12 protein-coding genes, 1 tRNA gene and 1 other RNA gene are annotated in these 15,438 nt (G+C 44.1%); 13 read left to right on the forward strand and 1 reads right to left on the reverse strand.

Going from position 1 to position 15,438, the window contains the following annotated elements; all coding sequences use genetic code 11:
- Window positions 1-111: 111 nt before the first annotated feature.
- A complete protein-coding gene (gene rarD, locus L0J61_RS03215; protein ID WP_301464878.1) occupies window positions 112-1,140 on the forward strand; it encodes an EamA family transporter RarD in 1,029 nt (342 codons plus the stop codon).
- 88 nt (window positions 1,141-1,228) lie between these two features.
- Here the strand turns inward: rarD and smpB are convergent, their stop codons facing one another.
- Window positions 1,229-1,705 (reverse strand): SsrA-binding protein SmpB, encoded by a 477-nt coding sequence (gene smpB, locus L0J61_RS03220; RefSeq protein ID WP_301464879.1) that lies wholly within the window; start codon window positions 1,703-1,705, stop codon window positions 1,229-1,231.
- Between the two features lie 220 nt (window positions 1,706-1,925).
- Here smpB and coaD point away from each other — a divergent pair, with 220 nt between their 5' ends.
- The 12 genes from coaD (at window position 1,926) to lepB (ending at window position 15,354) form a co-directional block, all read left to right on the forward strand.
- Entirely contained in the window at window positions 1,926-2,447 is a 522-nt protein-coding gene (coaD, locus tag L0J61_RS03225) for a pantetheine-phosphate adenylyltransferase (RefSeq protein WP_301464880.1), read from the forward strand.
- 129 nt (window positions 2,448-2,576) lie between these two features.
- Entirely contained in the window at window positions 2,577-2,825 is a 249-nt protein-coding gene (locus tag L0J61_RS03230; RefSeq protein WP_301464881.1) for a YfhL family 4Fe-4S dicluster ferredoxin, read from the forward strand.
- Between the two features lie 111 nt (window positions 2,826-2,936).
- An RNA gene (gene rnpB / locus L0J61_RS03235) (RNase P RNA component class A) lies at window positions 2,937-3,292 on the forward strand.
- A gap of 132 nt (window positions 3,293-3,424) precedes the next feature.
- Window positions 3,425-3,501: transfer RNA gene (locus L0J61_RS03240), tRNA-Met, on the forward strand.
- A 244-nt stretch (window positions 3,502-3,745) separates the two neighbouring features.
- A complete protein-coding gene (locus tag L0J61_RS03245) occupies window positions 3,746-4,558 on the forward strand; it encodes an ABC transporter permease (protein ID WP_301464882.1) in 813 nt (270 codons plus the stop codon).
- A gap of 34 nt (window positions 4,559-4,592) precedes the next feature.
- Window positions 4,593-5,264 carry an ABC transporter ATP-binding protein gene (locus tag L0J61_RS03250; protein ID WP_301464883.1) on the forward strand — a complete coding sequence of 224 codons (672 nt, stop codon included), beginning with the start codon at window positions 4,593-4,595 and terminating at the stop codon, window positions 5,262-5,264.
- Window positions 5,242-6,348: a capsule biosynthesis protein gene (locus L0J61_RS03255; RefSeq protein WP_301464884.1), complete on the forward strand. Its 1,107-nt coding sequence runs from the start codon at window positions 5,242-5,244 to the stop codon at window positions 6,346-6,348. The genes L0J61_RS03250 and L0J61_RS03255 overlap by 23 nt, the downstream gene beginning before the upstream one ends.
- Window positions 6,349-6,417: 69 nt before the next feature.
- Window positions 6,418-8,172 (forward strand): polysaccharide biosynthesis/export family protein, encoded by a 1,755-nt coding sequence (locus tag L0J61_RS03260; protein WP_301464885.1) that lies wholly within the window; start codon window positions 6,418-6,420, stop codon window positions 8,170-8,172.
- Window positions 8,173-8,244: 72 nt separating this feature from the next.
- Window positions 8,245-10,830, forward strand: coding sequence for a capsular polysaccharide biosynthesis protein (locus tag L0J61_RS03265; RefSeq protein ID WP_301464886.1), 2,586 nt, complete (start codon window positions 8,245-8,247; stop codon window positions 10,828-10,830).
- 170 nt (window positions 10,831-11,000) lie between these two features.
- A complete protein-coding gene (locus L0J61_RS03270) occupies window positions 11,001-12,221 on the forward strand; it encodes a capsule biosynthesis protein (RefSeq protein ID WP_301464887.1) in 1,221 nt (406 codons plus the stop codon).
- A 326-nt stretch (window positions 12,222-12,547) separates the two neighbouring features.
- Window positions 12,548-14,347, forward strand: a complete 1,800-nt coding sequence (gene lepA, locus L0J61_RS03275) for a translation elongation factor 4 (RefSeq protein WP_301464888.1) — start codon at window positions 12,548-12,550, stop codon at window positions 14,345-14,347.
- A 104-nt stretch (window positions 14,348-14,451) separates the two neighbouring features.
- A complete protein-coding gene (gene lepB / locus L0J61_RS03280; RefSeq protein WP_301464889.1) occupies window positions 14,452-15,354 on the forward strand; it encodes a signal peptidase I in 903 nt (300 codons plus the stop codon).
- Window positions 15,355-15,438: the final 84 nt, after the last annotated feature.

Here is a 15,438-nt window from a genome sequence, read left to right on the forward strand (position 1 = left end):
ATAATATATCAAAAGTTGCAGGTAGAATAGTATTTATCAGCTGACATATGACATAAAAAATAGAAGTTCATGGCTAGCATTCTAATTTCTACTCAAACTTATGGTGCTTTTATGTCTACGATGCTTTCCACAGTATTCACCAACACTTTCGCTAGTGCCCTGTCGCGCTTGCCAGTGCCTAATATCTGGGCAGCGGGCACCACCCAACAACGTACGCTAATATTGGGCGTCGCACTGGCGGTGCTATCAAATGTTTTATTTGGCGTGCTTTATGCGTATAGCAGCTTTTTGGCACCGTTGTCAGGGACACAGGTCTTTGTTTGGCGCATGTTGGCGATGTGGGCTGCGCTGATTGGCTATCTGGTGATTAGCGGGCGTTTGGGTCTGCATATGACTCAGTTAAAAAAGATCCGAGGTATTAAACAGTGGGCTTGGTTACTACTGCCGACCCCGATATTTCTCAGTCAGTTTTGGTTATTTATGTGGGCGCCGGTTAATGGTCAAGGCGTGCAAACGGCGATGGGGTATTTTTTGTTCCCTCTGATGATGGTGGTCTTTGGTTGTATCTTATTTGGTGAAAAGCTCAGCCGCTTACAGTGGTTGGCTGTTGGCTTTGCGGCACTGGGCGTCGGCAGTGAGATTGTACGCACACAAAGTGTGTCATGGGCGACGTTGTGGGTTTGTGGGACGTATCCTGTCTATTATATTTTACGTCGTATGCAGGGTATTGGGGCGTTGACTGGACTATTAGTAGATTTAACCATTTTTGCGCCATTTGCTTTGGCTTATTTGTTGTTATTTGCGCCGAGTAGCGTTGCACTGGTTGGTGGTTCAAGCTTCTTTATCTTGATGCTGGCTGGATTGGGTGTACTCAGTGTCTTGGCCATGAAAACCAATGTGGATGCGAGCCAACTACTGCCAGTCAATGTATACGGCATGATGAGTTACTTAGAGCCAGCGTTATTGTTTGTATTGGCTGTCACGGTATTGGGCAATCCATTTGAATCAGCGATGATTTATAGCTATGGTTTGATTTGGCTTGGCATTGCTTGTTTGATTGTGCATGGCGTTCGTCAGCTGAGCCGCGCTCGTAAAATGTTGCCATCTTCTACAAGCTCTACAAAAGAGCAGGCAGCATAAGCAAAACAACTGCTGACACTTGCTCCAATAAAAAGGACGATTCAACATTGAGCTGAATCGTCCTTTTTGTGCGTTATTAAAACACGCTCTAATCCAAATGTTGTTTAAAACCGCGCTGCTTATCACGCTCCCAATCACGGTCTTTGAGCGTTTTACGCTTATCGTGCTGTTTTTTACCGACAGCGAGGGCGATCTGACATTTCACCATCGATCGTTTCCAGTAGCAAGATAGTGGCACGCAGGCAAAGCCTTTTTGATTAACAGCGCCATATAGTTTATCGATCTCACGACGGTTGAGCAGGAGTTTGCGAGTACGGATGCTATCGGGGCTCACATGGGTTGAGCTCGATATCAATGGCTGAATATGTGCGCCAAACAAAAATGCCTCGCCATTGCGAAATATAATGTATGCTTCGGTAATCGACATTTTGCCAGCGCGGATGGCTTTGACTTCCCAACCTTGCAATGACAACCCTGCCTCAAACGTCTCTTCGATGAAGTATTCGTGACGTGCTTTTTTGTTCGAGCAGATTTGATTGTCTGGTTTTTTTGACTTTTTTGACATAATTTCTCCAAAAGGGTATCAGTCTTACACACCCTCGTCTTACAGTTCCTCATCCTCAATTAAATAGGTCTATATGTTGGATGAGTCGAACCAGCTATTGTAGCAAAGCCTGTAGCCGAAAGGTAAGTGTGCTGTTGGGACAAATGTAGCAGATGAGTATTAAGTTTGGGTAAAATTTGCTAGCATATAGCCTAATATTATTGACTATGTAAACCATGTTATGAGCCAATCTACTTCTGCCAATGTTTCAAAGCTGCATACCAAAATTTTATATCCTGGTACCTTTGATCCGATTACCAATGGTCATGTCGACTTAGTCATGCGAGCAACCAAATTGTTTGATGAAGTTGTCATCGCCGTCGCTTCAGGACACCACAAAAAGCCCTTGTTCAATTTTGAGGAGCGTGTCGCTTTGGTCGAGGCAGAGTTTGCTGACTTGCCACAAGTATCGGTCGTCGGCTTTGAGGGTTTGCTCGTCGAATTCATGCGTGCTCAAGGCGCTACCGCTGTCTTGCGTGGTCTGCGGGCAATGTCGGATTTTGAATACGAGTTCCAGTTGGCAAATATGAATCGCGAGCTTGACGAAGATTTTGAGGCGGTATTTTTAACACCAGCGCCGAATTATTCATTCATTTCATCGACGATGATTCGAGAAATTGCAAAACTGGGCGGCGATGTGAATAAATTCGTCCCGCCTGGGGTGTCGTTAGCATTTGCTAAAAAGCTAGAGCTTGATCAATAGCCTCACGACCGACTAGTAGCTTTTTATGGTGTCTAGTCTCACATAGCCTGCATTTATTTATCGAAATCGTTTAAAACCTGCATCAATCGGTTGGTTTCGTTTGTATCAGTCAAATATAAGGAGCAGTTTATGGCATTGTTAATCACTGACGAATGCATCAACTGTGACGTTTGCGAACCCGCTTGCCCGAATGAGGCCATCTCAGAAGGCGAGGATATTTATGTCATCGATCCAGACTTATGTACAGAGTGCGTGGGTCATTTTGACGAGCCGCAGTGTGTGGTGATTTGTCCCGTTGACTGCATTCCTAAAGACCCCAACCACGTCGAAACCGAAGGAGACTTATTGGCTAAATACAAGCGTATTATAGGCCAGTAACTATAGATAGGAATACAGGTGGGAATATAAATATACTTGCTGGCGGTTTTTATGGTCAATTAAGCATAAAAGACATGCGCAAATGGCAATAAGTTTGCTATACTGTCGCCCTTGGTAGACTAGGCGATCGCCGCTGTATACTGGCAACAGTTGCACAGGGGAGGAAAGTCCGGGCTACATAGGGCAGCGTGCCAGCTAACAGCTGGGCAGGGTAACTTGACGACCAGTGCAGCAGAGAGTAGACCGCCTCGTCTAACGAGGTAAGGGTGAAAGGGTGCGGTAAGAGCGCACCGCGTGAATGGCAACATCTCACGGCATGGTAAACTCCACGCGTAGCAAGACCAAATAGGCATCGGCATGGCGCGGCCCGCGTTCGATGCGGGTAGGTTGCTTGAGCATATTAGCAATGATATGCCTAGAGGAATGATCGTCCACGACAGAACCCGGCTTATCGGTTTACCAATTTCTATTATTCGTTTTATATCGTTGGTCATATGTATGGCGACCATCTATCCGATGAAAACTCATATTTTTTGCAAAAAATGCCAAATAGGGGTTGACGATATCCACATCTATCGGTAATATACCGAGCCTTAAATGGCGATGTAGCTCAGCTGGTTAGAGCGCACGACTCATAATCGTGAGGTCGAGAGTTCAAGTCTCTCCATCGCCACCATATATTAAAAATCTCATCAGTTTTTAAAAGCCAATCATTTATGATTGGCTTTTTTTTGCCTAAAAAATTCAAAATTCTGCAGCATAGGCTGTAAAAGCACGCCACTCAAGAAGTAGCAAGTATCAGTTAATTACAGGTTTCTTGCCGAACTATAGCTTTATCCGTCTAAACACAGATTACTTCTTGTAACTTACGTTCCGCTTACTTATCATAGAGACTGTTTTCGGTAAAGCACTGTAACGCCATGTCTGTACAATTACCTCCCTATCGTCCTATCAAGCATCGTAGTGGCCTTAAAGTCATGGGTGCTGCTTTTCATGCTTTGCTCATGCGTGAGCTGCAAACCCGCTTTGGTGGCTATCGTTTGGGCTATTTGTGGGCACCGCTTGAAGTACTGTTTCAGGTATTAGTTTTTTTAGTCATATTTGGTGCTATTCGTGAGCGTCTGGTACCTGGCATGGACTATTCTTTGTTTCTGGTCGCAGGTTTGGTTCCGTTCCGTATGTTTGCAAAGATAGGGACTAGGGCGCTGGGAGCAGTTGAGGCAAACCAAGGTCTTTTGATGTATCGCTCGATTAGGCACATTGATGTGGTTATCGCGCGTTCGTTTTTAGAGCTGATTATTTATTTTTTTACCTCAATATTATTATTACTGGGTTTGGCCTTTTTTGATATTTATGCCAGTTTGGGTAGCCTGCATATCATACTGTTTTGTTGGATCACCTTTTTTATCTTTAGTTTTGGTGTAGCTTTAATCATGATGGTCGTTGGCTACTATGGTGGAGAGATTAGTAAAGTAATGAGCCTGGTTTTTACGATATTATATTTTACTTCAGGTGTTATCTATCCGATTCATATCGTTCCTGAGCCCTTTTTTAGCTATTTGCTCTATAATCCTTTCATTCATAATATTGAGCTTATGCGTCATGCATTTGCACCTGACTATCCGATGTATCATATTGATATCGGCTACTTTCTTAAATGGATGTTTGCAGTGAACTTCGTAGGACTATTGCTCTATAAGTATGCTGAACGAGGTATGATTCGTTCTCGTTAGATCTAATTGTATGGGCTATCTAAAAGGTAAATAAATGATTGAAGTAAAAAATGTGTCTAAGTCATTTATGACCAAGCAAGGTCGGCATTATTTATTTAAAGATTTAAACCTGACCATTGGTGATAAGCAAAGTGTGGGCTTGCTGGGCCGCAATGGTGCAGGCAAGTCAACCTTGCTACGTATTATCTGCGGTCTTGACCAGCCAGATCATGGAGAGATTATCACGGATTCGACGATTTCTTGGCCAGTCGGCGTGGCAGGTGGCTTCCAAGGTAGCTTAACCGGCCGTCAAAACGTACGTTTTGTTTGTCGTTTGTACTCTAGCGGTCCGTATATTGATGAAAAAATTCGTTTTGTCCAAGAGTTTGCTGATATTGGCAGCTACTTTGATATGCCAGTCCGTAGTTATTCATCAGGTATGCGCTCCAGGCTTGTCTTTGGTTTAAGCCTAGCCTTTGATTTCGATTATTATATGTTGGATGAAGTAGGTGCTGTTGGGGATGCCGCCTTTAAGAAAAGGTCTAAAGAGATTTTGAAGGCACGAAAGGACACCTCGGGCGTACTCATGGTGTCTCATAATTTGAAAGATATAACCGCAAGCTGTGATGTTGGTATTGTATTAATGGATCAAACAGCACATGTCTATGATGATGTAACAGAAGCGATTGAGGTTTATAAAAAGCATGTACACAAAGCAAAAAAGTAAGATAATTGGCTTTTCGCTGTTTATTGGCTTGGTGCTCATTCCTTGGGTGCTAGTGATTTTTTACGTCATGACGCTGGCTCATCCTCGATATGTCTCGACCGCTGATGTGGTGGTAAAGCAAGTCAGTGAGTCAAGCGCGCCTTCTACTGGTGGTTTGGCTGCTCTTTTGGGCGTCAACAGCACCAGCAAGGAAGATGCTACTTATCTGATGGAATATATTTTATCTAACGATATGATTAAGCGTCTGGATGATGAGTTTAATTTCCGAGAAGCTTATCACATTGATGGTTCAGACCCACTCAATGAGATCGACTCCGAAGCGTCGCAAGAGGATTTACTTGATTACTTCAAAAAACGTGTTCATATCAACCTCGATGAACAAAGCTATGTGCTGTCAGTATCGACAGAAGCGTTTGATTCAGAATATGCCTTGGCGCTCAACCAAACCATCTTGGACGAATCTGAAGAGTTTGTTAACCGTATTTCACAAGAGGTCGCGCGTGATCAGCTTGTCTTTACCGAAACTCAGTTAGACGAAGCGGAAGAGCGTCTAAATGACGCCAAAGAAGAACTGCTAAGCTATCAAAATACCAATGAAATTTATGACCCACAGGCCAATGCGCAAATCATTAATCAGCTGATCGGTAGTCTGCAAGCACAATTGAGCTCGTTACGCACAGAGGAGAGACAGCTACTTAGCTATCTAAACCCAGATGCACCGCAAGTGGTCTCGGTGAGAAGCCAGATCAAAGCGGTTGAGGAACAAATTGGTCAGGAACAGACCAAGCTGACATCACCAAGCACCACTAAGTTAAACCGTCAGGCAGTGCAGTTTGAAACCATAAAAGCTGACGTGGATTTTGCCACCGAGCTGTATAAACTGTCTTTATCATCACTTGAGCAGTCGCGCTTAGAAGCCTTTAAAAAGATGAAGAATTTGGTGGTGATATCAACTCCTTATGAGGCTGAAGAGGCGTTATATCCGCGCCGTGCCTACATAATCTGGACATCACTAGCATTGTTATTGATATTTTACGGATTTGTACGTCTGGTGATGGCAGTTGTCCGCGATCATCGCAGCTAGTTTTGAGTAGTTCAGTCTGACGAACCAAATACCCGTAATGATCGATCGATCAGTAAAGGAATGTAATCCATGAAAATGAAACCACGTGCTACTGTAATAATGATAAGTGCAGCGATGGCAACGGCTAGCATGTCAGCAACGGCTGCTAGTAGTTATGCCGACCAAGTGTCAGGATCTAACTTTGGTACTAGCAGTAACAGCAGTAATAACACCAGTAATACCTCATCAGCCTTTTCTGGCGGGGTGCCAGCTCAAGCTACTGCGCAAGAAGCAGTTAACGCCGCAGGATTGCCTAGTCAGTCAGTGATTAATACCACGCGTCCTTATCAAGACATCAGTACTCAAGATATGATGTTTGGTGAGCAGCTATTCCGCGGTGCCTTTTCGACGACTTCTGGCTCTACCTTTAATGATAGCTACGTGATCAACCCAGGCGATAATGTACAAGTGCGCATGTGGGGTGCCTATCAGTACGCAGCCACCATGACCGTAGACCCACAAGGCAATATTTTCTTGCCAAACGTTGGTCCAGTACGTATCTCTGGGGTGCAAAACGGCAACCTGCAAAATGTGGTCAAAAGCGCTGTCAATAATATTTATCGCTCGAACGTTGGCGTTTATGCTTCATTAGAAGAAGCACAGCCAGTAAAGGTGTTTGTGACAGGTTTTGTGAAACAGCCTGGCTATTATGGCGGCCTAGCAGCTGACTCGGTATTATCCTATTTAGACAGAGCGGGTGGTGTTGATCCAGGCCGAGGCAGTTATATCGATATTCAAATCAAACGTAACGGTCAAATCTTGCAGCAAGTCAATCTGTATGATTTTTTATTGGCTGGTCAATTAGAGGCGTTCTCATTTCGTGATGGCGATGTGATTACTGTTGCGCCGCAAAAGAAAACTTTCGATATCAGCGGAGAGGTACAAAACGAATATACCTTTGAGTTTGATGTCAATGATTTGAACATTGGTGATGTATTACAAGTGGCCAACCCAGCAGCGAATGCTACTAATGTCAGTATTACTCGTAGTGCTGGACGGGCACAGACAGCGGAGTACTACTCACTGAGTGAAGCACAAAACATCCCCGTCTATAACGGCGATCATATGGTAGTCACTTCAGATCGCTATGCAGGTACTATTGCTGTGCAGGTACAGGGTGCGCATACTGGTAATGGTGCTATGGTTGTGCCAGCTGGTGCTCGTCTTAAAGACGTTATGCCGCAGTTGCAACCTACTCCATTGGCCAAGCTAACCAATTTAACGATTTATCGTGAGTCGGTAGCTGAGCAACAAAAACGTATGATCGATGAGTCGCTGGATCGCTTAGAGGAGATGACACTTTCTACGCAGTCGACTACTCGTGAAGAAGCGGCGCTGCGTCAAGATGATGCTGCTTTAGTCAAAGAGTTTATTGCTAAGGCACGCGACGTGCAGCCCGATGGTCGTATTGTTGTCGTAGAAAACGCTTGGCAAGATATTATCTTGCAACAAGGCGATATTATTGAGATTCCAGAACAAACCTCGGTGATTACGGTTAATGGTCAGGTAAGAGCACAAGGTGCACTTACTTTCAACCCCGATTATACCGTTGGTGACTATGTTGCCAACTCAGGCGGCTTTAGCGATAATGCGGATACAGAGGAAATTTTGGTTATTCATCAAAACGGTGCTAGCAACGTGGTTAATACCGCTTACCGTATCCAACAAGGTGATGAAATCATGGTACTGCCAGAAGTCAAAACCAGACGTATAGAAATAGCTCGTGGTTTATCGCAAATTGTATACCAGCTGGCTATCGCAGCTAAAGTAGTATTAGACCTGTAGTAAGTTTAGAACGGTAATAGTAACTATTGGCTAAGTACGTTGAAGCATTAGCCATTTAGAAAGGTATAAATAATGGCAGGAAGCGTAGTAGATGACGTCAATAAATCAGCCAATTCTGACGCTGATGATACGCTTTCTTTGCCATCAACTCAGCACCTAGTGCCGAATCGATTAGCAGTTGTCGGTAGAGGCATGCGCCGTAATAACTTATTGCTATCTCAAGTGTTACAAGCAGATATTCAGCGTTGGTATCCATGGTCAGGGCTGCCGCAAAAAGTAAAGGAAAAACTGCCGCTACCCAAGACCATAAATAATCACCTTTCTCCTTTTTTGAGCTCTTACCTTTCTATAACCCCTCCAAAAACTCTTCTAAATAAACCCGCGGCTTTTATCGGTTGGGGGCACAAGAAAAGCTATCAACGTGCCTTTAAAATTGCTAAGCGACAAAATATCAAAGCACTAAGTGTCGAAGATGGCTTTTTACGTTCATTGGATTCAGGACTCAGCAGCCGCCACGGTTTGAGTGTGGTGGTTGATGATATTGGTATTTACTTTGACCTCACTCAGTCTTCGCGCCTCGAAAGGCTAGTTGTCGCACGCTCCAAAGGCGATGCCACACCCGAGAAACAGTTACTACATAATGAACGCGCCAAGCAACTGATGGCACGTATTTGCGATGCAAGGCTCAGTAAATATAATGCTGTAATGTATTGTCCGTCATTAGATGCGTTAGTGCGCGAAAATAGCGACGATCCTAAAAGACAGTCTCCGCAATCACACATTTTATTGATTGATCAGGTCGCGGGCGATGCGTCTATCAAAGGTGCTGGTGCGGACCGGCGTCAGTTTAAACGCATGTTAAAAACGGCCTGTCGCAATCATCCGGATGCTCATATTTGGATAAAGGCACATCCTGCTTCTAAGTCTGGGTATTTGACAAGTCTTAAGCTTCCCAAAAACGTTCAAGTTTTGACGCAAGCAGTTAATCCTATTGCTTTGCTCGCTCAGGTGGAGCATGTTTATACAGTTAGCTCGCACATGGGTTTTGAAGCTTTGATGCTCGGAAAAGAGGTACATTGTTTCGGTGTCAATTGGTACTGTGGTTGGGGGCTGACGGATGATAGTGGTGCGCCAAAAAATTTACTTAGGACTGTTAGCCAGCGTCGGCAATCGCTTTCTACGGAGCTGCTACAATCTAGAAAAAATCCAAACTCAGCTTTGTTTCCTGTGTCATTTTCTAAGCAGACGCAGGCGACGTTAGAAACGTTGTTCTATAGTGCTTATATTGATTATAGCCATTATGTAGATCCATCAACCAAACAGGCCTGTGATATTGATACCGCGATTGAATGGATCATTACCAATCGTTACTGGCAGTCGCGTCTGGCAGGGGCGTTGATGGTATATGAGTTTAGCCGTTGGAAGCTGCCGTTTGTTAAGGACTTTGTGGACCTGCCACGAACTGATTTGTTTATCAAACCAAAACCTCGTCTTAAAAACTTGCTGCATCCAGACCACTTTCGAGTGAACTACAAGAGACCTTTGTTAGTTTGGGGATTGGCAAAGCGTCAATACGTCCAAAATAAGCGACAGAGTGAAAACAGCGATTCTTCCGTTACGAGGCCTTCTGTTTATTGCATGGAAGATGGGTTTGTTCGCTCAAATGGCTTGGGGGCGACGCTGCTTGCACCTTTGTCTGTGGTGATAGATAAGCAGGGCATTTATTATGATGCGACACAGCCCTCAGATTTAGAGACGTTGTTAGTCCATTGTGATGACTTGACTCCACAGCAGCGCCAGCGAGTACGAAAATTGCAAGCCAAATTGCTGAGTCAGCGGGTAAGTAAATACAATGTCGGCGCTGATATTGATGGCGCGAATGGTCGAGACAGCTCTTGGGTACAAACGGCAAAGGTCTCTGGTAAACCTCGTATACTTATCGTTGGGCAGGTCGAAGATGATTTGTCAGTGCGGCACTGTGGGTCTGCTATTCAGAAAAACAGTGCTTTGATTTTACGTGTCAGGCAATGCAATCCTGATGCTTATCTCATCTATAAGCCACACCCAGATGTTGAAGCAGGCTTACGAGCGGGCAAAGTGGGTAAAGGTTGCTTGCGAGAGGTAGATGCCGTTGCGTATGATACGGCGATGCCTGATTGCTTGGAACGAGTAGATGAGGTGCATACCATCAGCTCTTTGACTGGGTTTGAAGCATTACTGCGCGGTCTAAGCGTGACTTGCTATGGTGTGCCTTTTTATGCAGGTTGGGGGTTAACAACAGATATGGATGCACAGTTACTGCCCAAATCTGATTATTTAGCCAGACGAAGACGTGATGTCGCGTTATCGCTTGAGCAGCTACTGTATTGCACACTTATCCGTTATCCTTTATATCGCTTGCCAGGAGGTTATGGTCTTGCGCAAGTCGAGCAGGTAATTGACTATTTATATTCAGGCACAGATAATAATGAAAATGCTAACTCTAATCCTACTGCCAGCCACGATACGAAGTCAGATCGCCTGATAGGTGATACTGCAAACCTATCAATCAAAACGAAACCGTTATCACAATCGCTAACAGCATTTAAACGACAAGCTGCGACGCGTTTTATGCAGCAGCGTCATCAATGGCAGAAGTTTGGGAATAGGGAAACTTAGTAGTTCGGGCGCAATGACAGTCAAAAATCTTTGCGACAGTCATGCCTTTTTTAGGTATAATTGTTCATTCTGTATGTTCTTTTGTATTTCTACAGCCTCTCTCAGTCTTATCTTTTATTCTTACCTTCACCCACTAATAAAATGGTAACTATAACTCTATGGCAGCTTCGATGTCTTACTTACTCACTCATCGACATGTTCTGCTGCTTCAGGGAAAAATGGGTGGGTTTTTTAACCGTTTTTCGACTTTTTTACAAGGTCAAGATATCAAGGTCAGTAAGATTAATTTTAATGCTGGCGATGCGTTTTTTTATCACCACCCCAATACTTATGAGTATACCGATACGTTAGCGCAATTTTCACCATGGCTGCTAACCTTTATCGATGAGCACAATATAGATGCAGTGGTATGCTTTGGGGATTGCCGCCCGCATCATAGCCAAGCTGCTCAAGTCAGTGAGGCATTAGGCGTCTCTTTTTTCGTATTTGAAGAAGGGTACCTGCGTCCTGATTACATCACACTGCAAGAGCATGGCATCAACGGTTACTCACGTTTGGATATGATAGATATTAAATCTCTCAAAAAAGCCAATGATAAGCCACTGTATACGCACAACCGTTTTTACCGTTTAAGCATTGCTGCGATTGTGTATTATATTATGGCTTGGTTGTTCAGAGGTCGCTATCCGCACTATTCTCATTATCGAGGAATGACGGCATGGCAAGAGGCAATAGCATGGTTAAAAGCGCCATGGAGAAAGATGCAGAGTTATTTTCCTGATAAACGGTTACAAAAAAGGCTAACGAAGCAAGATAGTGATAATTACTTTCTGATTAGTTTGCAAGTACATAATGACTCACAGATTACGCACCATAGTGATTATTGTGATGTGGTGCAGTTTATAGACGAGACTATTGCTAGCTTTGCTAATTACGCAGACACATCGCAGTTATTGGTATTCAAGCACCATCCTTTAGATCGTGGTCATCGAGATTACCGTGAGCTTGTGGTTAGCTTGTCGGAGCGCTACCAAGTGGCTGGTCGTGTTTTTTATGGTTGTGACATGCATTTGCCCACGTTAATGAGACATAGCATCGGCATGATTACTATTAATAGCACCACAGGGTTGCAGTCGGTATATCACAAAAAACCAACCAAGGTTATGGGCCGTGCTATCTATGATATTCCAAAACTGACAGACCAGAAGCCTCTGGACAGTTTTTGGCAGCAACCTAAAAGTCCGAACAATGAGTTTTATCTACGATTTCGTGAATACCTAATAGAACAAACTCAGCTCAATGGCTCTTTCTATGGCAAGTCTCCTTGGGTTCTGAAGTTCATGAGTGACTTCGAAGAGACAGAGGTAACCAAAACGGATGTACTTCAGTGATGCTTTAGATTTTGTTAGGTAGCTCGCATCCAGTCCGTTTTCTGTCTATCCTGTTATTCGCTCGTAACGTTACTTGCCAATCCTCTCTCTGCCAATAAAATCGCCTTACTTTACAGTGGAAAACTGCTAGAATACTCTTTTCTGTTTGCGCACAACATTTGGTGTCATGAGTAATGGACATTAAAGAGCTTGGTTTACTTTAGCAGTGCTCTTTTCGACACTTTCGTTATACATTGATTTTCGTTATATATGGACTCTGTTAATTGCGCATGACAGTACTTGTTTGAACCTTATAACTCTATCACCTTTAATTTAGTAGGCGCTTTGTGACTGCATTAGCAAATATTCGTAACTTTTCAATCATAGCCCACATCGATCATGGTAAGTCGACGCTTGCCGATCGTTTTATCCAGATGTGCGGTGCCTTGCAAGATCGTGAAATGCAGGCACAAGTACTCGACTCTATGGATATCGAGCGTGAGCGCGGTATCACGATTAAAGCGCAGTCGGTTACCTTGTTTTATGATCATCCAAATGGAGAGCGGTATCAGCTAAACTTCATTGATACGCCTGGTCACGTCGACTTTTCATATGAAGTATCGCGTTCATTGGCGGCCTGTGAAGGTGCCCTATTAGTGGTCGATGCCGCGCAAGGTGTCGAAGCACAGTCAGTGGCCAACTGCTACACTGCGGTGGATCAAGGCTTGGAGGTTATGGCAGTTCTAAATAAAATTGACCTACCACAAGTTGAGCCTGAACGCGTTATTCAAGAGATCGAAGACATCATCGGTATTGAAGCCATTGATGCACCACGTGTATCAGCGAAATCTGGCCTTGGTGTCGACAAACTGCTCGAGGCCTTGGTCGAAGTTATTCCTGCACCGATTGGCGATCGTGAGGCACCGCTACAAGCCCTAATCATCGATTCATGGTTTGACAGTTACTTGGGTGTTGTTTCTTTGGTGCGTGTGCGCCAAGGTACCGTAAAAAAAGGCGATAAGATTTATATCAAATCGACCAAAGAAGCGCATCCGGTCAGCTCTATCGGTGTGTTTACGCCCAAGCCTGTCGATACCGGTATTTTAGAGGCAGGCGAAGTCGGCTTTGTGATTGCCGGCATCAAAGATATTGCTGGCGCGCCAGTGGGTGATACTATTACTCACTCAAAAACGCCTGACGTGGAGCGTATCCCTGGTTTCAAACAGATTACACCGCAAGTATATGCTGGTATGTTCCCTGTAGATGCCAATGATTTTGAAAAATTCCGTGAGGCGTTACAAAAACTACAAATTAACGATGCCTCGTTATTTTTTGAGCCTGATACTTCTGATGCGTTAGGTTTTGGTTTCCGCTGTGGCTTTTTAGGCATGCTACATATGGAGATTATCCAAGAGCGCCTAGAGCGTGAATATGATTTAGATCTCATTACTACTGCGCCTTCAGTGATTTATGAGATCGTCAAAAAAGATGGCGAGACAATCTATGTTGATAACCCGTCAAAACTACCTGAGCCAAACAATGTAGAAGAGTTTCGTGAACCGATTGCGCGCTGTCAGATTTTGGTACCACAGGATTATCTGGGTAACGTCATGACCCTATGTATCGAGCGTCGTGGTGTGCAAGTTGATATGCGTTTCATGGGTAATCAAGTGCAGCTGGTTTTTGATGTTCCGATGGGTGAAGTGGTCATGGACTTTTTTGACCGTTTAAAGTCGGTCTCTCGAGGGTTTGCGTCGTTGGATTATAACTTTGAGCGTTATCAAGCTGACAAACTGGTGAAAGTTGATGTGCTGATTAATGGTGATAAAGTAGATGCACTGGCGATGATCGTACATCAAGATCAAGCGCGCTTCCGTGGTAATCAGTTGGTAACCAAAATGAAAGAGTTGATTCCGCGCCAGATGTTTGATGTGGCGATTCAGGCAGCTATTGGTAGCCAAATCATCGGTCGTAGCACGGTCAAGGCCATGCGTAAAGATGTCCTTGCTAAGTGTTATGGTGGTGATGTCTCGCGTAAGAAAAAGTTGTTGTCTAAGCAAAAAGCGGGCAAAAAACGCATGAAGCAAGTGGGTAGTGTGGAAATTCCTCAAGAAGCCTTCTTAGCCGTGTTACAAGTCGATAGCTAATGGTGCATGCTACTTTAAAAGATTCCTTGCACGCAATACGTCAAATGTGGTCGGTTGTATCAATATAGCAGCGGGACAAACCGTTCGGTAATAGGCAATTAAGTATGGATTTTGATTTCAATTTGATTTTGGTGCCGATCACCATCGGTCTAGGTATAGTCTGGTTGTTAGATAAGCTAACACTAAAGCAGCGTAAAACTCGGGGGCGTGGTAAAGAAAGCTTACTGGTACGCTGGGCTTATGACTTTTTCCCTGTATTGGCAATCGTGTTAGTAGTGCGTTCGTTTTTGATTGAACCTTTTAATATTCCTTCGTCTTCGATGGTGCCTACGCTATATACTGGTGATTTTATCGCAGTCAATAAGTATGCATACGGCGTCCGATTGCCGTTAACTTACAACAAAGTGCTGGACACGGGTGAGCCAGAACACGGTGACGTAGCCGTATTTCGTTATCCTGAAAACCCCAGTATTTATTATATAAAGCGAGTCATTGGATTACCTGGCGATACCGTCAGTTATAAGGACGGCATACTTGCTATTAACGATGTGCCAGTTGAGACTCAACCGTCAGACTTTGTGGCTGATACTGAGTTGACGTCACAGCTCTATCTACCAGGACAGACTGCTACTGGTGAAGTACTGAGCGAAGAGGATGCTGCTGCAATGGGACAGCAAGAAGAAGGCGGTGCGCAGTATTTTCAAGAAACGCAGGGTGATAATGAGCACCTCGTACGTTACCTAGGTAATACTAACAGTGCGCAATACGCCCCGTTTTTGCAACAGCAAGCACCAGAAGTCGTTAGTTCAGCAGGTACCGAGTGGCGTATTTCTGTTCCAGAAAAGCAGTATTTTGTGATGGGTGATAATCGTGATCGTAGTGCTGATGGTCGTTTTTGGGGATTCGTTCCAGATGATAACTTAGCCGGTAAGGCTGTATACATCTGGATGCATAAGCCCCCTGGCCTCAATTTACCAACCTTTGAACGTAATGGGACTATTGATTAGAATTTTCGGCGTCTTTATTGACTGATTAATTGATAATAGTTTTGTGCTAATATTGTTGCAAATATATGAATATATAGTCATTGC

This window comes from Psychrobacter sp. (assembly GCF_030457785.1).
In the GTDB taxonomy this organism is placed as follows: Bacteria; Pseudomonadota; Gammaproteobacteria; order Pseudomonadales; family Moraxellaceae; genus Psychrobacter.

What these genes read in the sequence shown, in the direction of transcription:
- L0J61_RS03245 (WP_301464882.1), top strand. Translation starts at nt 3,746, where the DNA reads ATGTCTGTACAATTACCTCCCTATCGTCCTATCAAGCATCGTAGTGGC.
- L0J61_RS03230 (WP_301464881.1), top strand. Translation starts at nt 2,577, where the DNA reads ATGGCATTGTTAATCACTGACGAATGCATCAACTGTGACGTTTGCGAA.
- lepB (WP_301464889.1), top strand. Translation starts at nt 14,452, where the DNA reads ATGGATTTTGATTTCAATTTGATTTTGGTGCCGATCACCATCGGTCTA.
- L0J61_RS03270 (WP_301464887.1), top strand. Translation starts at nt 11,001, where the DNA reads ATGTCTTACTTACTCACTCATCGACATGTTCTGCTGCTTCAGGGAAAA.
- coaD (WP_301464880.1), top strand. Translation starts at nt 1,926, where the DNA reads ATGAGCCAATCTACTTCTGCCAATGTTTCAAAGCTGCATACCAAAATT.
- L0J61_RS03255 (WP_301464884.1), top strand. Translation starts at nt 5,242, where the DNA reads ATGTACACAAAGCAAAAAAGTAAGATAATTGGCTTTTCGCTGTTTATT.
- smpB (WP_301464879.1), bottom strand. Translation starts at nt 1,705, where the DNA reads ATGTCAAAAAAGTCAAAAAAACCAGACAATCAAATCTGCTCGAACAAA.
- L0J61_RS03250 (WP_301464883.1), top strand. Translation starts at nt 4,593, where the DNA reads ATGATTGAAGTAAAAAATGTGTCTAAGTCATTTATGACCAAGCAAGGT.
- rarD (WP_301464878.1), top strand. Translation starts at nt 112, where the DNA reads ATGTCTACGATGCTTTCCACAGTATTCACCAACACTTTCGCTAGTGCC.
- L0J61_RS03260 (WP_301464885.1), top strand. Translation starts at nt 6,418, where the DNA reads ATGAAAATGAAACCACGTGCTACTGTAATAATGATAAGTGCAGCGATG.
- L0J61_RS03265 (WP_301464886.1), top strand. Translation starts at nt 8,245, where the DNA reads ATGGCAGGAAGCGTAGTAGATGACGTCAATAAATCAGCCAATTCTGAC.